Genomic DNA, 17,503 nt, shown 5'->3' with positions numbered 1-17,503 from the left:
CCGGGCCCCGACCTCACGGTCGGGGCCCGCGCTCGTTTCCGGTACGCGCACCCCCGGTATCCTGCGGATGTCCACCACCCGAAGCCGAAGGGCACATCCGTGAGCGCCACCAGCCCGGCAGCCGTAGTCGTCCTCGCAGCGGGTGAGGGCACCCGCATGAAGTCGAAGACCCCCAAGGTCTTGCACGAGATCTCCGGGCGTTCGCTCGTCGGGCATGTCGTCGCCGCCGCCCGTGAGCTCGGTCCCGAGCACCTCGTCGTGGTCGTCGGCCACGCCGCGGAGCGGGTCACCGCGCACCTGTCCTCGGGCGACGCCCCCGTACGCACCGCGTTCCAGGCCGAGCAGAACGGCACCGGGCACGCCGTCCGGATGGGGCTCGAAGAGCTCGGCGGGACCGTCGAGGGCACCGTGATCGTCGTCTGCGGCGACACCCCGCTGCTCTCCGGCGAGACCCTCGCCGCGCTCGCCGCCACGCACGAAGCCGACGCCAACGCCGTCACCGTGCTGACCGCCGAGGTCCCGGACTCCACCGGCTACGGCCGCATCGTCCGCGACGCGGCCAGCGGCGCCGTCACCGCCATCGTCGAGCACAAGGACGCCACGGCCGCCCAGCAGGCGATCCGGGAGATCAACTCCGGGGTGTTCGCCTTCGACGGGCGCCTGCTCGCGGACGCGCTCGGCAAGGTCCGTACCGACAACAGCCAGGGCGAGGAGTACCTCACCGACGTGCTGTCCATCCTGCGCGAGGCCGGACACCGCGTGGGCGCCTCGATCGCCGGGGACCACCGGGAGATCCTCGGCATCAACAACCGGGTCCAGCTGGCCGAGGCCAGGCGGCTGCTCAACGAACGGCTCCTGGAGCGCGCCATGATGGCCGGCGTGACGATCGTCGACCCGGCCTCGACGCTGATCGACGCCACGGTGACGTACGAGCCGGACGCGATCGTGCACCCGGGCACCCAGCTGTACGGTGCGACCCATCTGGCCGAGGACTGCGAGGTCGGCCCGAACTCCCGGCTGACGGACACGGTCGTCCACGCGGGCGCCCGCGTGGACAACACGGTCGCGGACGGGGCCGAGGTCGGCCCCGGTGCGACGGTCGGCCCGTTCGCGTATCTGCGGCCCGGCACGAGGCTCGGCGCGAAGGCCAAGGCCGGTACGTACGTGGAGATGAAGAACGCCACGATCGGCGAGGGCACGAAGGTTCCCCACCTCAGCTACGTGGGTGACGCGACGATCGGCGACCACACCAACATCGGCGCCGCCAGCGTCTTCGTGAACTACGACGGCGTGGCCAAGCACCACACCACCATCGGCTCCCACTGCCGCACCGGCTCCGACAATATGTTTGTGGCGCCTGTCACGATCGGGGACGGCGTCTACACCGCGGCGGGCTCGGTCATCACCAAGGACGTACCGGCCGGTTCGCTGGCCGTCGCCCGGGGCCAGCAGCGGAATATCGCGGGTTGGGTGGCCCGGAAGCGTCCGGGAAGCGCCGCCGCGCAGGCCGCTCAGGCCGCAACCGAGGACACCGACGGCGAAAGCTGACCGGAAACAGGTGCGCCGGACACGGCGTACCGTGATAGATGCTCACCCCATTTCGGCTGGCTCGTTGCACATCGGGACCTATGCGTGCAGCGCCAGATACACGTCTGAGGAGACTGTGCTGTGACCGGGATCAAGACGACCGGCGAGAAGAAACTGATGTTCTTCTCCGGCCGCGCCCACCCCGAGCTGGCCGAGGAGGTCGCACACCAACTGGGTGTCGGTCTCGTGCCGACGAAGGCTTTCGATTTCGCCAACGGTGAGATCTACGTGCGCTTCCAGGAATCCGCCCGCGGCGCCGACTGCTTCCTGATCCAGAGCCACACGGCTCCGATCAACAAGTGGATCATGGAGCAGCTGATCATGCTGGACGCGCTGAAGCGCGCCTCGGCCCGTTCGATCACGGTGATCGTGCCGTTCTACGGCTACGCCCGCCAGGACAAGAAGCACCGCGGCCGCGAGCCGATCTCGGCCCGCCTGGTCGCCGACCTGATGAAGACGGCGGGTGCGGACCGCATCCTGACCGTGGATCTGCACACCGACCAGATCCAGGGCTTCTTCGACGGCCCGGTGGACCACCTGTTCGCTCTGCCGATCCTCGCCGACTACGTGGGTGCGAAGGTCGACCGCTCGAAGCTGACGATCGTCTCCCCGGACGCCGGCCGTGTGCGGGTCGCCGACCGCTGGTGCGACCGTCTGGACGCCCCGCTGGCGATCGTGCACAAGCGCCGCGACAAGGACGTACCGAACCAGGTCAGCGTCCACGAGGTCGTCGGCAACGTGAAGGGCCGGGTCTGTGTCCTGGTCGACGACATGATCGACACGGGTGGCACGATCTGCGCCGCCGCGGACGCCCTGTTCGCGCACGGTGCCGAGGACGTCATAGTGACCGCGACGCACGGTGTGCTGTCCGGTCCCGCCGCGGACCGTCTGAAGAACTCCAAGGTCAGCGAGTTCGTCTTCACGGACACCCTGCCGACCCCGGGCGAGCTGGAGCTCGACAAGATCACCGTGCTGTCGATCGCGCCGACGATCGCGCGCGCGGTGCGTGAGGTGTTCGAGGACGGTTCGGTGACGAGCCTCTTCGAGGAGCAGGAAAACCACTAGCGGAACCGCGGTACCGAAGAGGTACCGAAGATCCACTTTGGGTGCGGCCTCCCCGCCGGGTAGACTCAGCGAGTTGCTCGGCGAGGGAGGCCGTACCCATTGGTACGGCGATCCGTTATCGACGCGCTCTTCGTAGCAGGCGGCCTGTCGTACGGGCCGGGTGACGTCCTAGTTTCGTCATCTCACGAGGAGTGCACCATGGCCGAGATCAAGCTCGCCGCTCAGGTCCGTACCGAGTTCGGCAAGGGCGCCGCCCGCCGTACCCGCCGTGCCAACCTGGTTCCCGCGGTCGTCTACGGCCACGGTGCCGAGTCGGTCCACGTCACGCTGCCGGCCCACGAGCTGCAGCTCGCGCTCCGCACCGCCAACGTCCTCATCGGTCTCGAGATCGAGGGCAAGGACGCCCTGGTCATCCCGAAGGCCGTGCAGCGCAACGCCATCAAGGGCAACATCGAGCACGTCGACCTCCTGACCGTGAAGCGCGGCGAGAAGGTCAACGTCGAGATCGCCGTGCACGTCGAGGGCGAGCTGGCCCCGGGCGCCAACCTCCTGGAGTACGTGCAGAACACCCTGCTCGTCGAGGCCGAGGCCACCCACATCCCCGAGTCGGTCACGGTCTCCATCGCGGGCCTCGACGCCGGTGACTCGATCCTCGCCAAGGACGTTCCGCTCCCCAAGGGTTCCGTGCTGGCGGGCGACGAGGACGCCATCGTGCTCCAGATCGTCGCCGCGCAGGCCGAGGAGCCGGCCGCCGAGGGCACCGAGGCCGCCACCACCGAGGCCTGAGTCCCACCGGCGCTTCGTAGCGCCACTGCTTGACTGCTTCACTGACGGGGCGGCGGACCCTTACCGGGCCCGCCGCCCCGTTCGCCTGTCATCACCCGACGTACGCGAGGAGACCGAGCGCAGATGTCCGATGCCACCGACCCCTGGCTCATCGTGGGCCTGGGCAATCCCGGTCCCGAGTACGCCGCGAACCGCCACAACGTCGGCTTCATGGTCGCCGACCTCCTCGCCGAGCGGATCGGCGGGAAGTTCAAGCGGGCACAGAAGGCCCAGGCACAGGTCGTCGAGGGCAGGGTGGGGCCGCCCGGGCCCGCGAGCCGCCGGGTGATCCTGGCCAAGCCGATGTCGTACATGAATCTGTCGGGCGGGCCCGTCACGGCGCTGCGGGACTTCTACAAGGTGCCGACGGACCACGTCGTGGCCGTGCACGACGAGCTGGACATCGACTTCGGCGTGCTGCGGCTGAAGCTGGGTGGCGGTGACAACGGGCACAACGGGCTGAAGTCGATGACGAAGTCGATGGGTCCCGACTACCACCGCGTCAGGTTCGGGATCGGCCGGCCGCCGGGCCGGATGCAGGTGGCCGATTTTGTACTGAAGGATTTCTCGTCCACGGAGCGCAAGGACCTCGCCTACCAGGTGGACCGGGCGGCGGACGCGGTGGAGTCCCTGCTCGCCGAGGGGCTGGAGCGGGCGCAGTCCACGTACAACTCATGACATTGGCGCAGATCCCAGGAGCATTTTCGGCCACAGGTTGACCGAGGGCATGGGTCTGCCCAAAGATCTGCCCCCATGAAGCGGAGCTCCTCCCACCGCATGGTGGCCCACGGCCGTGTCGTCGCCGCGGGCTGCGTCGTCCTGCTGATGCTCGTCGCGGGCCTGTGGACGTCGTGGAACACCGCGCATCACGTCGTCCTGTCCAAGGGCCGCGAACACGGCACCTTGACGGTGACCGGGTGCGGCGACACGGCGTGCACCGGGCCGTACGTACCGGACCGGGATTCGCCGCGGCGTTCCCGGGTGACGATCGAGAAGTCCGTCGCCGTGGCGAAGGGCGACCGGTTCCCGGTGGTCGTGAAGCCCGGCACCGCCGAGGCCGTCCGCACCGGGACTCCCGGATTCCTGCACGCCTGGGTGCCGTTCGGCGGTGCGCTGCTGCTGTCCGCCCTCGTGATCGGGGGCGGTCTGCGGCTGCCCCGGGTGGCCTGGGGTGCCGCGATCGCGGGCGCGGTTCTGCTGACGGCGACGTTCTTCGCCCTCTGAGCGGAACCGCACCCGCGCCGGAGTCGGATCAGCCGGTGTTGCGCAGACCCGCCGCGACACCGTTCACGGTGAGCAGCAGAGCCCGTGCGAGCAGCGGATCGGCCTCTTCACCGCGCTCCGCCGCCTGCCGCTGGCGGGCCAGCAGCGAGACCTGGAGGTAGGAGATCGGGTCCAGGTAGGCGTCACGGATGGCGAAGGTCTGCTGGAGCACGGGGCTCGTGCCGAGCAGTTCGGTGCCGCCGGTGACCTTGAGGACCTCGCTGACGGTCAGCGCGTGCTCCGCCTCGATATCGGCGAAGACGTGCTTGAGCTCGTCCGGGACGAGGGTGTCGACGTAGTGCCGGGCGATCCGCAGGTCCGTCTTGGCGAGCGTCATCTCGACGTTGGAGATGAAGTTCTGGAAGAAGTGCCACTGACCGTGCATCTCTTCCAGGACGGAGCCAAGACCGGCCTCGCGCAGTGCCTTCAGCCCGGAGCCGACTCCGTACCAGCCGGGCACGATCTGCCGCGACTGGGTCCAGCCGAAGACCCACGGGATGGCGCGCAGCCCGTCGAGGCCCGCACCGGAGTCCGGGCGCCGCGAGGGGCGCGAGCCGAGGTGGAGCTCGGCGAGCTGGTCGACGGGGGTGGACGCGAAGAAGTACGAGGGCAGGTCGGGGTCCTCGACGAGCTTGCGGTACGCGTCGTGCGCGGCGTCCGAGACGGTGTCCATGGCCGCGTCCCAGCGGGCCAGGGCCTCGTCGGACTGGCGGGGCGCGGTGTGCAGCGCGGATGCCTGGAGGGTGGCCGCGACGGTCAGCTCCAGGTTCTCCCGGGCGAGCGCGGGGATGAGGTACTTGTCGGAGATGACCTCGCCCTGCTCGGTCACCTTGATCTCGCCCTCCAGCGTGCCCCAGGGCTGCGCGAGGATCGCGTCGTGCGAGGGGCCGCCGCCGCGGCCGACGGTGCCGCCGCGGCCGTGGAAGAGGCGCAGCCGTACGCCGTAGCGGTGGGCGACGTCGCGCAGCCGGCGCTGGGCCCGGTGGATCTCCCACTGCGAGGTGGTGATGCCGCCGAACTTGGAGGAGTCGCTGTATCCGAGCATGACCTCCTGCACGTCGCCGCGGAGCGAGACGAGCCGGCGGTACGAGGGGTCGGCGAGCATCTCGTCGAGGATGACGTCGGCGGCGCGCAGCTCGTCGGTGGTCTCCAGGAGCGGCACGATGCCGATCTTGGCCCAGCCGCCGTGCAGGTCGAGCAGTCCGGCCTCGCGGGCCAGGACGGCGGCCGCGAAGACGTCGTCGGCGCCCTGGCACATCGAGATGATGTAGGACTCGATGACCTCGGGGCCGAAGCGCTCGAAGGCTTCCTTGATGGTGTGGAAGACGCCGAGGGTCTTCTCGCCCGCGGCGTCCAGCGGTGCCGGGGTCGGGGCGAGCGGGCGCCGGGAGCGCAGTTCCTTCGCGAGGAGCTTCTGCCGGTAGTCACGCGGCATGTCGGCGTAGCGCCAGGACTCCTCGCCGAGCCGGTCGAAGAGCTGGCCGAGTGCGTGGTGGTGGGCGTCGGCGTGTTCGCGTACGTCCATGGTGGCGAGCTGGAGGCCGAACGCGGACAGGGTACGGATCGTCCGGTCCATGCGGCCGTCGGCGAAGAGGCCGCCGCGGTGCTCGCGCAGCGAGGTCTGGATGAGGGCCAGGTCGGCGATGAGCTCGGCGGTGCCGAGGTAGTCGCAGCCGGGGCGGTGCGGGGTGCCCTTGGCGAGGCGCTCGCGGGTGTTGACGAGCTTCTGCCGGATGCAGGTCGCCTTGAGCCGGTAGGGCTCCTCGGCGTTCAGCCGCTTGTAGCGGGGGCTGATCTCGGGGAGGCGGTCCAGGTCGGCCTGGAGCGAGTCCAGCAGCTCGGCGGTGGCGCCGGTGTAGCGGATGGAGTTGGAGAGCAGGCCGCGCAGGTAGTCGACGAGTTCGAGCGCGTCGGTGATGCCGTGCTCGTGCTGGAGGATCAGCACCTCCCAGGTGACGGCGGGCGTCACGTTGGGGTTGCCGTCGCGGTCGCCGCCGATCCAGGTGCCGAAGGTGAGCGGGCGGGTGCCCGCGGGCAGCTCGACGCCGACGCGCTCCAGCTCGGCGGCCAGGTCCTCCAGGACGTCGCCGACGGCGTTGGCGTGCAGTTCGTCGAGGTAGTAGATCGCGTTGCGGGCCTCGTCGGCGGGCTCGGGCCGCACCACGCGCAGCTCGTCGGTCTGCCAGATGAGGTCGATGTTCTCGGCGAGCCGCAGGTCCTGGCGGCGCCGGTCGGCCTCGATGACGGGGGTTTCGAGCAGTTCCGCGATGCGGCGGAGCTTGTTCAGCACGGAGCGCCGTGCGGCCTCGGTGGGGTGCGCGGTGAAGACGGGGCGCACGTTGAGGTTCTTGACGGTCTGGCGCAGGTGCTGCGGGTCGGCGTCCTTGAGCATGTCGGCCGTGCGGGCGAGGAGCCCGCCCTCGGCGGCACGGCGGTCGCGCATCTCGTGGGCGCGGTGGACCTGCTCGGTGACGTTGGCGAGGTGGAAGTAGGTGGAGAAGGCGCGCACGAGCTGCGCGGCGGTCTCCAGGTCCGTGTCGCCCAGCAGCTCGGCGGCGGCCTCTCCGTCCGTACGGGTCAGGGCGCGGACCCGCTCGACGAGGTCGAGGAGTTCCTGGCCCTCCTGACGTACGAGCGTCTCGCCCAGCAGGTCGCCGAGGCGGCGGATGTCGGCCCTCAGCTCGGCGCTGGCGGCGGGGGTCTGGTCGGCACTGCTCACAGTGTGCGGCTCCTTGCAGTGAATAGAGGAGGTGCGTCGCGTAGGCGTCTCCCTGGAAGGGCGGTGGCGGGAGACGGGTGGGCACGTCTGTCAGGGGGTCCGGGGGTGCTGCGGTGCTGTCGCCACCCCGGGTATGCAGAGTGCGGACCGCGCTGTCCGACTCTCCCAGGATAGGTGTCCGTGTCGGCGGCGTGCCGCGCAGCCCTGACGGGTACCCGCGAAACGACCACGGTGACGCGGCTCTCGTATCGCGGGGCTTCTCACTGCCATACTTACCAAGCCGTAGGTTACGGATGCGTAGCCTGCGGAATCCGTCGTACTTCTCATCCCACAGGGGACTCCCCATGCCCACCAGCCCCAATGTGATTGACGATCCCGTCCTTCCCCCCGCCACGCTCGGCGGCGACAAGAAGCGGTCGGTCGAGCAGATCGCGCTGCTCGTGTTCATCGTGGTGCCGTTCGTGGCCCTGCTCGCGGCGGTGCCGCTGGCCTGGGGCCGCGGTGTCAGCTGGCTCGACCTGGGCCTGCTGGTCGGCATGTACTACCTCGGCTGCCACGGCATCACCATCGGCTTCCACCGCTACTTCACGCACGGCTCCTTCAAGGCGAAGCGTCCGCTCCGCATCGCCCTGGCCGTCGCGGGTTCGATGGCGGTCGAAGGCCCGCTCGTGCGCTGGGTCGCCGACCACCGCAAGCACCACCGCTTCTCCGACGCCGAGGGCGACCCCCACTCGCCGTGGCGGTTCGGCGAGACGCTGCCGGCCCTGATGAAGGGGCTGTGGTGGGCGCACATCGGCTGGATGTTCGACGAGGAGCGGACGTCGCAGGAGAAGTACGCCCCCGATCTGATCAAGGACCCGGCGATCCGCGGCATCTCCCGCCACTTCCTCACCTTCACCATCGTCTCGCTGGCGATCCCGCCGCTGGTCGGCGGTCTGGTGACGATGTCCTGGTGGGGTGCCTTCACGGCGTTCTTCTGGGGTTCGCTGGTACGGGTCGCGCTGCTGCACCACGTCACGTGGTCGATCAACTCGATCTGCCACGCGGTCGGCAAGCGCCCCTTCAAGTCCCGTGACCGTTCCGGGAACGTGTGGTGGCTGGCGGTCCTGTCCTGCGGCGAGTCCTGGCACAACCTGCACCACGCGGACCCGACGAGCGCGCGGCACGGGGTGATGAAGGGCCAGATCGACTCAAGTGCCCGGCTGATCCGCTGGTTCGAGCAGCTGGGCTGGGCGTCCGACGTCCGCTGGCCCGATACGGCCCGTATCGACGCCCGCCGCAACCCCGCGCCCGCCGACGCGGCATGATTGACGACGTGGCGACCGACGGCAGCACAGGCAGCGAGAAGAGCAGACCCTCCCCCGTCCGCCGGACCCGACGGGTCCGGATGACCGGCAAGGAGCGCCGCGAGCAGCTGCTGGACATCGGCCGCACCCTCTTCGCCGCCAAGGGTTTCGAAGGCACGTCGGTGGAGGAGATCGCGGCCCGCGCCGGGGTCTCCAAGCCGGTCGTCTACGAACACTTCGGCGGCAAGGAGGGCCTGTACGCCGTCGTGGTCGACCGCGAGATGCGTCAGCTCCTGGACATGGTGACGAGCGCCCTGACCGCGGGCCATCCGCGTGAACTCCTCGAACAGGCGGCGTTCGCGCTGCTCGACTACATCGAGACGTACACGGACGGCTTCCGCATCCTGGTCCGCGACTCCCCGGTCGCCCAGTCGACGGGCACGTTCGCCTCGCTGATCAGCGATATCGCCACCCAGGTGGAGGACATCCTGGGCCTGGAGTTCAAGGCCCGGGGCTTCGACCCGAAGCTGGCCCCGCTGTACGCACAGGCGCTGGTCGGCATGGTCGCGCTGACGGGCCAGTGGTGGCTGGACGTCCGCAAACCGCAGAAGGCGGAGGTCGCGGCGCACCTGGTGAACCTGTGCTGGCACGGCCTGGAGAACCTGGAGGCCAAGCCCCGCCTGATAGGCCACCGCAAGAACTGACACCGCCACCTCTCGCGGCACGGGCCGCGCACCCCTGGGACACGGGGTGCGCGGCCCGTTGCCGTGTCAGCGCTTCCGTTCCCGGCCGGCATCGGCCTCACGCGGGACGCGCTGGTCAGCTGCGACCCGGCGCCGCCGCCCTGCGGGCCACCGCGAAGATACGGCGGAACGGGAACACCGTGCCGTGCGGGCCCGGTGGGTAGGCGGTGCGCAGGAGGTCGCGGTATTCGGTGAGGAAGGCGTCGCGGGCTTCCGGGTCGCCGGCGAGGGCGGTGAGGGCCGGGCGCAGTGCGGTGCCCTTGACCCAGTCGAGGACCGGGTCCTCGCCCTGGAGGGTCTGGAGGTAGGTGGTTTCCCAGACGTCCGCCTCGCAGCCCAGGGCGCGCAGGCGGTTCAGGTAGTCCGCGGGGTCCAGGACGGCGGCCGTGCGGTCGCCGACGCCGTGCAGGCGGGGGCGCCAGCGGGGGGATTCGCGCAGTGCGGCCAGCAGGGTGTGGCTGGGGGCGGTGAAGTTGCCGGGGACCTGGAAGGCGAACGTGCCGCCGGGGGTGAGTGCGTCCAGCCAGACGGGGAAGCGGTCGGCGTGGCCGGGGACCCACTGGAGCAGGGCGTTGGAGACGATCAGGTCGTAGGTCTCCGGGGGCTCCCAGGTGGCGGCGTCGGCCTCCGCGAAGTCCAGGAGCGGACGGGCGTGGGCGGCCGCGCGGGACAGCATCTCCGGGGAGTTGTCGTAGCCGGTGATACGGGCCCGCGGCCAGCGGTCGGCCAGCAGGGTGGTGACGTTGCCGGCGCCGCATCCGAGGTCCGCGATACGGGGAGCGGGCCGGTTCGGCAGGTCACCGACGCGGGCGAGGAGGTCGTGGAAGGGGCGGGTGCGGTGGTCCGCGTGGCGCAGATACTGCTGCGGGTCCCAGAGGGGTGCGGTCATGGGAGCCAGGATCATCCCGAAAGTATCTTGATGTCAAGAGACTCGAATTCAAGAGACTCTATGTCGACAGACCCTCTACACTGATCCACATGGAGGACGAGGTCGACCGGCTGGTCGCTGCATGGCGCCGAGAGCGCCCCGACCTCGACGTGGAACCACTCGAGGTACTGAGCCGCGTCTCCCGTCTGGCCCGCCACCTCGACCGGGCCCGCAGGATCGCCTTCGCCGAGCACAACCTGGAGCCGTGGGAGTTCGACGTACTGACGTCGCTGCGGCGCGCGGGTTCCCCCTATCAGCTCTCCCCCGGCCAGCTCCTGACCCAGACACTGGTCACGTCCGGCACGATGACCAACCGCATCGACCGGCTGACCAAGAAGAATCTCGTCGAGCGCCTCCCCGACCCCAGCGACCGGCGCGGCGTGCTCGTACGGCTGACCGCCGAGGGCCGGGACAAGGCCGACCAGTCACTGGCCGGCCTCCTCGATCAGGAACGTGCCATCCTGGGACAGCTCTCCCGCCAGCAGCGCGGTGAACTGGCAGGACTGCTACGCCAGTTGACCGCCCCGTTCGACAACGTTCCCTAGGGCCGGTCCGGACAGCGGGCCGACCGACAGATCGGCCGGCCCAACGCCCGCCCGCCGCGCCAGTGCCACCGCGGCCAGCGTGGAGTGCACGCCCAGCTTTCCCAGCACGTTCTGCATGTGCGTACGCACCGTGTGCGGGGACAGGAAGAGGCGCTCCGCGACCGCCTTGCGGCCCAGCCCCGCCACCATGCACCGCAGCACCTCGCACTCGCGCGGGGTCAGCGACTCGATGAGCCGCTGGCTCTCCGTACGGTGCTTGCGCGCCGCCGTCAGCTCCCGCAGGACCCCGGTCAGCAGCGCGGGCGGCAGATGCGTCTCGTCGCGCAGGACGCCCCGGATGACCGCGAGCAGCCTTTGCAGCGAGCAGTCCTTGGCCACCCAGCCGGACGCGCCGGCCTGGAGCGCCGCCGCCGCACGGCGCGGATCGTCCCTCTCGGCGAGCACCACCGAACGGACGGACGGCTGGCCCGCACGGACACCCGCGACCAGCGAGATGCCGTCGACCAGGCCGTTCTCCCCGTTGTTCGGTACGGGTACGGCGCGCGCACCGCCCGTTGCCAGGATGCCCAGTTCGGCATCGATCAGCAGCACGTCGTACGGACGACCCTCGGCCGCCGCGCGCTCCAGACAGCGCAGCGCGGCCGGGCCACTGCCCGCCGCCGCCACGTCGACGTCCGGTTCGGCCGCGAGGGCCGCCGCGAGCGACTCGGCGAAGATGCGGTGGTCGTCGACCACCAGAACCCGGATACGAGCCACAGACACCCCCATCGTGGGGGCCGACAGTTACGGGTACGACGCCCGGAACCCTCCGGTGGTCCTCGGCACACGGCCGCCGCCGCACACCGACCGCCACCAGTCCCGGGCGTCGTACCCGACTGTCTCGCTCCCCTGAATCGGCACCGGCCCCCACCGGTGCTGAGCATCAGCGTACGGGCGGGGGCCGGAAGGGGAAGGGAATTCGCGGAACTGGTCGCCCAGGGTGTTTAGGGTGTGTTTCATGTTCCGTCTTGAGACAGAAGTAGACAAAGAACGTCGCATTCTGCTGAGCGGTCGACTGCGTGATGACAACAGAGCCGCCTCACCCGAGCTCCGGGCCCTGCTGTCCACCCACGCCGAACACGAAGTACCTCTGGACGTCTGGGTGTTGGACGAGGAGGGCGGCATCGTCGGTGGCCTGTGCGGGCGGACCTGGGCGTACTGGCTCCACATCGAACTGCTCTGGGTGGAGGCGAGCCACCGCGGGCTCGGCCTCGGTTCACGACTGCTGACCGAGGCCGAACGCGTGGCCCGTACCGAGCGGTTCTGCACCGACGCGCGGCTGGAGACCTGGGACTTCCAGGCACCGGCCTTCTACGGGAAGCAGGGGTACGAGGTGGTCGGGCAGGTCGACGACTACCCGCCCGGCGTCACCGAGTTCATCCTGGTGAAGCGGCTGGTCAGCTGAGCCTGCGAGCCCCGGCGGACGGCACGGCGGGGAAGACCCCCGGCGCGGCGTAACCGGCCGAAGCGAACGCCTCCCGCACGGACTTGGCGATCGCATCCGCGTCCGCCTCCTCCACCAGCACGATCGCCGAGCCGCCGAAACCGCCGCCGGTCATCCGCGCGCCGAGCGCCCCGGCCGTGTTCGCCGTGGCGACCACCAGGTCCAGCTCCGGGCAGGAGACCCGGAGATCGTCGCGGAGCGAGACGTGGCCCTCGTCGAGGACCGGTCCCGCCGCACGCACCTCGCCCGCGTCGAGCAGGGCGATGACCTGCTCGACCCGGTGGTTGTCACCGACCACATGGCGTACGTAGCGCACGACGGACTCGTCGGCGCCGGCCTCGGCCAGCGTGGCGAGCGCGGCGCCGAGACCGTCGTACGGGAGCTCGCGCAGCGTCCGTATACCGAGCAGCCGGGCACCCTCCTCGCAGCCCGCGCGGCGCTCCGCGTACGCGCCGTCGCCCAGCTCGTGCTTGACCCGGGTGTCGACGACCAGGAGCTGAAGACCGTGGGAGGCCAGGTCGAAGGGGACCTGGCGCTGGGTGAGGTCGCGGGTGTCGAGGTACAGGGCGTGGCCGTCGGTGCAGCAGGCCGAGGCCATCTGGTCCATGACGCCGCAGGGGACGCCGACGAACGCGTTCTCGGCGCGCTGGCCGAGCACCGCCAGTTCTGCGGGGCTCAGGCCGAGGCCGAACAGGTCGTTCAGGGCGAGCGCCGTGACCACTTCGAGGGCGGCCGACGAGGAGAGGCCGGCGCCGGTCGGGACCGTGGAGGTGACCTGGATGTCCGCGCCGGTGACCGGATGGCCGGCCTCGCGCAGGGCCCAGACGACACCGGCCGGGTAGGCCGCCCAGCCGTGGCCCTGGTGCGGGGCCAGCTCGTCGACACGGAGCTGGACGACGCCGCCGGGCACGTCGGTGGAGTGCAGCCGCAGCTCGCCGTCGGTGCGGCGGGCGACGGCCGCGAGCGCGGTGTGCGGGAGGGCGAGCGGCATCACGAAGCCGTCGTTGAAGTCGGTGTACTCGCCGATGAGATTCACCCGTCCGGGCGCGGCCCAGACCCCGTCGGGGGCTCTCCCGTACAGCTCGGTGAAGGTGGCCCCGACGGCCTCCGTGTCTGCGGGTCCGGAAGTCATGAGGTGGTGGACTCCTCTCTGCGGGCGAAGGCCCAGGCGTCGGCGACGATGCCGGCCAGATCGGCGCGGGACGGCTGCCAGCCGAGGCGCTCCCTGGCGGTGGCGGCGGAGGCTACGAGGACGGCCGGGTCCCCGGCGCGGCGGGGGGCCGGGGTCTCGGGGACGGGGTGGCCGGTGACCTGCCGGACGGTCTCGATGACCTCGCGTACGGAGAAGCCGTTGCCGTTGCCCAGGTTGCAGATCAGGTGCTCGCCGGGGGTGGCCGCCCCCAGGGCGAGGAGGTGGGCCTCGGCGAGGTCGGCGACGTGGATGTAGTCGCGGACGCAGGTGCCGTCGGGGGTCGGGTAGTCGTCCCCGTACACGGAGATCGTGTCGCGCTGCCCCAGGGCGACCTGGAGGACGAGGGGGATGAGGTGCGACTCGGGGCGGTGCCGCTCGCCCGAACTGCCGTACGCGCCCGCGACGTTGAAGTAACGCAGCGAGACGGCGGCCAGGCCGTGCGCGGCGGCCTCGCCCGTGATCATGTGGTCGACGGCGAGCTTGCTCGCGCCGTACGGGTTGGTCGGCGCGGTCGGGAAGGCCTCGGTGATGGGGCTGGAGGCGGGCTCCCCGTAGGTCGCGGCGGTGGAGGAGAAGACCAGGGTCCGCACCTCGGCGTCGCGCATCGCGGCGAGCAGGGCGGTGGTCCCGCCGACGTTGTTCACCCAGTACTTCTCGGGGTCGGTGACGGACTCGCCGACCTGGGAGTACGCGGCGAAGTGCAGCACGCCGTCGTAGGACGGGTCCAGCCACTTGGCGGCGTCCTGGACGCGCCCCTCGATGAACTCGGCCCCCGCCGGGACGCCCTCCCGGAAACCGGTCGAGAGGTCGTCCAGGACGGTCACCGCGTGACCCGCCTCCAGCAGGTGTGCGGCGACCACACTGCCGACGTATCCTGCGCCGCCGGTCACCAGGTACTTCTTCCGGGAGTTGCTCACTCGCTCGCTACCTCTCGCAGTCGCTGGGCCGCGGCCTCCGGCGGCACGTCGTTGATGAATGCGCTCATACCGGATTCGGAGCCCGCGAGGAACTTCAGCTTGCCCGAGGTGCGCCGAATGGTGAAAAGCTCCAGATGGAGCGCGAAGTCCTCCCGGCCGGGGACTCGGAACGGGGCCTGGTGCCAGGCCGAGATGTACGGGGTCGGCGGCTCGCCGGGGCCGAAGATCCGGTCGAATCGCCTCAAGAGTTCCAGATAGATCTGTGGGAACTCTGTGCGGGCCGCCGCGTCGAGGCCGCGCAGATCGGCGACGCGGCGGCGGGGATACAGGTGCACCTCGTACGGCCAGTGCGCCGCGTACGGCACGAAGGCCACCCAGTGTTCACCGGACAGCACCACACGGGCGCCGTCGGCGAGCTCGCGGGCCACGACGTCGTCGAAGAGGTTGCGGCCGGTCTCCTCGCGGTGGGCGCGCGCCGAGCGCAGCATCAGCTCGGTGCGCGGGGTGACGAAGGGGTAGCCGTAGATCTGCCCGTGCGGGTGGCCGAGGGTGACGCCGATCTCGGCGCCCCGGTTCTCGAAGCAGAACACCTGGGTGACCTGGTCGAGCTCGGCGAGCTCGGCGGTGCGGTCGGTCCACGCCTCCAGCACCACGGCCGCCTGCTCCTCGGTGAGGTCGGCGAACGAGGCGTCGTGGTCGGAGGTGAAGCAGACGACCTCACAGCGGCCCGCGTCCCCGGCGAGGGAGGGGAAGCGGTTCTCGAAGACGGCCACGTCGTAGTGGCTGTCGGGGATCTCGCTCAGCCGGTCGCCCGCGGAGGGGCAGAGCGGGCACTCGTCGGCCGGCGGGTGGTAGGTGCGTGCCTGCCGGTGCGAGGCGATGGCGACGCTGTCGCCGAGCAGCGGATCGCGGCGGACCTCCGACGAGGTGGAGACGGCGTCGAGCGGGCGGCGGTCGATGGCATCGCGGACGGTGTCGTCCGCGGAGTCGTAATAGATCAGCTCACGGCCGTCGGCGAGGCGCGTAACCGTCTTCTTCACCAGGTTCCTCCAAACATAACCGCACATAACAAACCACAAGCCAACAGGCGCGTCAATGGTGGGAGGTCGCCCGGCTGACGAGGAATGCGACGGAGTGCGGACAGGGGCAAATCATCTCAATCTCGGGCCACCCGATCACGATCGAACAAAGAACGCCATCACAACTGTTCATTTTATGAATGCAGAGGCGTAGGTTCCGTCGGGTTCAGTTCGCGCAACGAAGCGAGTACCCCCCATGAACTATCTGGCCGAAGGGCTCCGGCTCCCCACAAACGGGCTTGATTACACGATCCTGGCGATCTACTTCGTCGTGGTGCTCGGCATCGGCTTCGCCGCCCGCGCCAGCGTGAAGACCAGCCTCGACTTCTTCCTCTCCGGGCGGTCACTGCCCGCCTGGGTGACCGGTCTGGCCTTCGTCGCGGCCAATCTCGGTGCCACCGAAATCCTCGGCATGGCGGCGACCGGCGCGCAGTACGGTGTCGCCGTCGTCCACTGGTACTGGATCGGGGCCATCCCGGCGATGGTCTTCCTGGGCCTCGTGATGATGCCCTTCTACTACCGGTCGAAGGTCCGCTCCGTACCGGAGTTCCTGCTCCAGCGCTTCGACAGGTCGGCGCACCTGCTGAGCTCCATACTCTTCGCCTTCGCGGCGATCCTGATCGCGGGCGTCAACCTCTACGCCCTGTCGATCGTCGTGGAGGCGCTCCTCGGCTGGCCGCAGTGGGTCGCGATCGTCGTCGCGGGCCTCTTCGTGCTGATCTACATCACCATCGGCGGGCTCTCCTCGGCGATCTACAACGAGGTGCTGCAGTTCTTCGTCATCCTCGCCGCGCTGATCCCTCTCACCCTGCTGGGCCTCAAGCGCGTCGGCGGCTGGGACGGTCTGACCGGGTCGCTGGAGAAGAGCCACGGCCCGGACTTCCTCTCCGCCTGGGGCGGCACCGGCATCGGTGACGCCAACCCGCTCGGCGCCAACTGGCTGACGATCATCCTCGGCCTCGGCTTCGTGCTCTCCTTCGGCTACTGGACGACGAACTTCGCCGAGGTGCAGCGCGCCCTGTCCGCGAAGAACCTCTCGGCCGCCCAGCGCACCCCGCTGATCGCCGCGTTCCCGAAGATCTTCATCGTCTTCGCGGTGATGATCCCGGGCCTGGTCGCCGCCGTCGTCGTACCGCAGATCGGCACGCCGGAATCGGACCTGACGTACAACGACGCCATCCCGCTGCTGATGCAGGAACTCCTGCCCAACGGTGTGCTCGGCATCGCGGTGACCGGTCTGCTGGCCGCGTTCATGGCCGGTATGGCGGCGAACGTGTCCTCGTTCAACACGGTGTTCACCACCGACATCTGGGCGCGGTACGTGAAGAAGGACGAGTCGGACGCGTACTACCTGCGCTTCGGGCGGCTGATCACGGCGATCGGCGTGGTGGCCTCCATCGGCACGGCCTTCATCGCCGCCAGCTTCTCCAACATCATGAGCTACCTCCAGACGCTGTTCTCCTTCTTCAACGTCCCGATGTTCGTCGTGTTCATCATCGGCATGTTCTGGAAGCGCGCCTCGATGAAGTCCGGTGTGTGGGGCCTCGTCGCGGGCACCACCGCCGCGATGGTCAACTACTTCTGGATCTACAAGGGCGGGGTCATCGACATCCCGACCGACCAGGGCGCCAACTTCGTCTCCGCGATCGTCGGATTCGTCGCCGGAGCCGTGGTCATGGTCGCCGTCACGCTCTTCACGGCGCCGAAGCCCGAGGCCGAACTCGCCGGCCTGGTGTACGGAACGGAGCCCCCGGACGCGGACGAGGTACCGGACGAGGCCGACAGTGCCTGGTACCGCAGCCCCGCCCTGCTCGGCTGGGGCGCCATCGTCCTCGCCGCCCTGTGTTATCTGCCCTACTCGCTCTGATCGG

The 17,503-nt window shown here is 69.9% G+C and carries 16 protein-coding genes; 10 read left to right on the top strand and 6 right to left on the bottom strand.

Annotated features, from left to right (window positions below; all coding sequences use genetic code 11):
• Positions 1-99: 99 nt before the first annotated feature.
• The 5 genes from glmU to AC07FA_RS25980 all read left to right on the top strand — a co-directional run bounded on the left by glmU (position 100) and on the right by AC07FA_RS25980 (position 4,701).
• Positions 100-1,548: a bifunctional UDP-N-acetylglucosamine diphosphorylase/glucosamine-1-phosphate N-acetyltransferase GlmU gene (gene glmU, locus AC07FA_RS26000; protein ID WP_479078631.1), complete on the top strand. Its 1,449-nt coding sequence runs from the start codon at positions 100-102 to the stop codon at positions 1,546-1,548.
• Between the two features lie 120 nt (positions 1,549-1,668).
• Positions 1,669-2,652 carry a ribose-phosphate diphosphokinase gene (locus AC07FA_RS25995; protein WP_362843893.1) on the top strand — a complete coding sequence of 328 codons (984 nt, stop codon included), beginning with the start codon at positions 1,669-1,671 and terminating at the stop codon, positions 2,650-2,652.
• Positions 2,653-2,850: 198 nt separating this feature from the next.
• The gene (locus tag AC07FA_RS25990) at positions 2,851-3,438 is read left to right on the top strand and encodes a 50S ribosomal protein L25/general stress protein Ctc (RefSeq protein ID WP_479078629.1); all 588 of its coding nucleotides are present in this window, start codon (positions 2,851-2,853) and stop codon (positions 3,436-3,438) included.
• Between the two features lie 123 nt (positions 3,439-3,561).
• On the top strand, positions 3,562-4,155 hold the full coding sequence (pth, locus tag AC07FA_RS25985) for an aminoacyl-tRNA hydrolase (RefSeq protein ID WP_479078628.1): 594 nt from the start codon (positions 3,562-3,564) through the stop codon (positions 4,153-4,155).
• Positions 4,156-4,230: 75 nt separating this feature from the next.
• Positions 4,231-4,701 (top strand): hypothetical protein, encoded by a 471-nt coding sequence (locus tag AC07FA_RS25980; protein WP_479078627.1) that lies wholly within the window; start codon positions 4,231-4,233, stop codon positions 4,699-4,701.
• A gap of 28 nt (positions 4,702-4,729) precedes the next feature.
• Here the strand turns inward: AC07FA_RS25980 and ppc are convergent, their stop codons facing one another.
• Positions 4,730-7,459 (bottom strand): phosphoenolpyruvate carboxylase, encoded by a 2,730-nt coding sequence (gene ppc / locus AC07FA_RS25975; RefSeq protein WP_479078625.1) that lies wholly within the window; start codon positions 7,457-7,459, stop codon positions 4,730-4,732.
• Between the two features lie 344 nt (positions 7,460-7,803).
• Here ppc and AC07FA_RS25970 point away from each other — a divergent pair, with 344 nt between their 5' ends.
• Both AC07FA_RS25970 and AC07FA_RS25965 read left to right on the top strand, forming a co-directional pair.
• On the top strand, positions 7,804-8,766 hold the full coding sequence (locus AC07FA_RS25970) for an acyl-CoA desaturase (protein WP_479078624.1): 963 nt from the start codon (positions 7,804-7,806) through the stop codon (positions 8,764-8,766).
• A complete protein-coding gene (locus tag AC07FA_RS25965) occupies positions 8,763-9,449 on the top strand; it encodes a TetR family transcriptional regulator (protein WP_479078623.1) in 687 nt (228 codons plus the stop codon). Before AC07FA_RS25970 ends, AC07FA_RS25965 begins: the two co-directional genes overlap by 4 nt.
• A gap of 115 nt (positions 9,450-9,564) precedes the next feature.
• Here AC07FA_RS25965 and AC07FA_RS25960 read toward each other — a convergent pair whose 3' ends face one another.
• The gene (locus AC07FA_RS25960) at positions 9,565-10,392 is read right to left on the bottom strand and encodes a trans-aconitate 2-methyltransferase (RefSeq protein ID WP_479078622.1); all 828 of its coding nucleotides are present in this window, start codon (positions 10,390-10,392) and stop codon (positions 9,565-9,567) included.
• 74 nt (positions 10,393-10,466) lie between these two features.
• Here AC07FA_RS25960 and AC07FA_RS25955 point away from each other — a divergent pair, with 74 nt between their 5' ends.
• On the top strand, positions 10,467-10,961 hold the full coding sequence (locus tag AC07FA_RS25955; RefSeq protein WP_479078621.1) for a MarR family winged helix-turn-helix transcriptional regulator: 495 nt from the start codon (positions 10,467-10,469) through the stop codon (positions 10,959-10,961).
• On the opposite strand, the gene AC07FA_RS25950 is transcribed toward AC07FA_RS25955, so the two are convergent.
• Positions 10,923-11,717 (bottom strand): LuxR C-terminal-related transcriptional regulator, encoded by a 795-nt coding sequence (locus AC07FA_RS25950; RefSeq protein ID WP_479078619.1) that lies wholly within the window; start codon positions 11,715-11,717, stop codon positions 10,923-10,925. The genes AC07FA_RS25955 and AC07FA_RS25950 overlap by 39 nt on opposite strands.
• Before the next feature lie 241 nt (positions 11,718-11,958).
• Between AC07FA_RS25950 and AC07FA_RS25945 the strand changes: the two genes are divergently transcribed.
• The gene (locus AC07FA_RS25945) at positions 11,959-12,405 is read left to right on the top strand and encodes a GNAT family N-acetyltransferase (protein ID WP_479078618.1); all 447 of its coding nucleotides are present in this window, start codon (positions 11,959-11,961) and stop codon (positions 12,403-12,405) included.
• Here AC07FA_RS25945 and galK read toward each other — a convergent pair.
• The 3 genes from galK to galT are packed head-to-tail and all read right to left on the bottom strand — an operon-like array spanning position 12,398 to position 15,593.
• Complete coding sequence (gene galK / locus AC07FA_RS25940) at positions 12,398-13,576, bottom strand: galactokinase (protein WP_479078616.1); 1,179 nt, start codon at positions 13,574-13,576, stop codon at positions 12,398-12,400. The genes AC07FA_RS25945 and galK overlap by 8 nt on opposite strands.
• Positions 13,573-14,553: a UDP-glucose 4-epimerase GalE gene (galE, locus tag AC07FA_RS25935; protein ID WP_479078615.1), complete on the bottom strand. Its 981-nt coding sequence runs from the start codon at positions 14,551-14,553 to the stop codon at positions 13,573-13,575. The genes galK and galE overlap by 4 nt, the downstream gene beginning before the upstream one ends.
• Positions 14,550-15,593: a galactose-1-phosphate uridylyltransferase gene (gene galT / locus AC07FA_RS25930; RefSeq protein WP_479078614.1), complete on the bottom strand. Its 1,044-nt coding sequence runs from the start codon at positions 15,591-15,593 to the stop codon at positions 14,550-14,552. Before galT ends, galE begins: the two co-directional genes overlap by 4 nt.
• Positions 15,594-15,828: 235 nt before the next feature.
• Here galT and AC07FA_RS25925 point away from each other — a divergent pair, with 235 nt between their 5' ends.
• Positions 15,829-17,499, top strand: a complete 1,671-nt coding sequence (locus AC07FA_RS25925) for a sodium:solute symporter family protein (protein WP_479078612.1) — start codon at positions 15,829-15,831, stop codon at positions 17,497-17,499.
• Positions 17,500-17,503 lie beyond the last annotated feature (4 nt).

Source organism: Streptomyces sp. NPDC045968 (assembly GCF_056430475.1).
Note: the sequence above shows the minus strand (reverse complement) of the source record. Positions and strands in the feature narration are given on the sequence as shown.

Excerpts from the sequence above, each read along its gene's own strand:
- AC07FA_RS25990 (WP_479078629.1), top strand. The coding sequence starts at position 2,851 with ATGGCCGAGATCAAGCTCGCCGCTCAGGTCCGTACCGAGTTCGGCAAG.
- galK (WP_479078616.1), bottom strand. The coding sequence starts at position 13,576 with ATGACTTCCGGACCCGCAGACACGGAGGCCGTCGGGGCCACCTTCACC.
- AC07FA_RS25945 (WP_479078618.1), top strand. The coding sequence starts at position 11,959 with ATGTTCCGTCTTGAGACAGAAGTAGACAAAGAACGTCGCATTCTGCTG.
- AC07FA_RS25970 (WP_479078624.1), top strand. The coding sequence starts at position 7,804 with ATGCCCACCAGCCCCAATGTGATTGACGATCCCGTCCTTCCCCCCGCC.
- AC07FA_RS25955 (WP_479078621.1), top strand. The coding sequence starts at position 10,467 with ATGGAGGACGAGGTCGACCGGCTGGTCGCTGCATGGCGCCGAGAGCGC.
- pth (WP_479078628.1), top strand. The coding sequence starts at position 3,562 with ATGTCCGATGCCACCGACCCCTGGCTCATCGTGGGCCTGGGCAATCCC.
- AC07FA_RS25980 (WP_479078627.1), top strand. The coding sequence starts at position 4,231 with ATGAAGCGGAGCTCCTCCCACCGCATGGTGGCCCACGGCCGTGTCGTC.
- AC07FA_RS25925 (WP_479078612.1), top strand. The coding sequence starts at position 15,829 with ATGAACTATCTGGCCGAAGGGCTCCGGCTCCCCACAAACGGGCTTGAT.
- AC07FA_RS25965 (WP_479078623.1), top strand. The coding sequence starts at position 8,763 with ATGATTGACGACGTGGCGACCGACGGCAGCACAGGCAGCGAGAAGAGC.
- AC07FA_RS25960 (WP_479078622.1), bottom strand. The coding sequence starts at position 10,392 with ATGATCCTGGCTCCCATGACCGCACCCCTCTGGGACCCGCAGCAGTAT.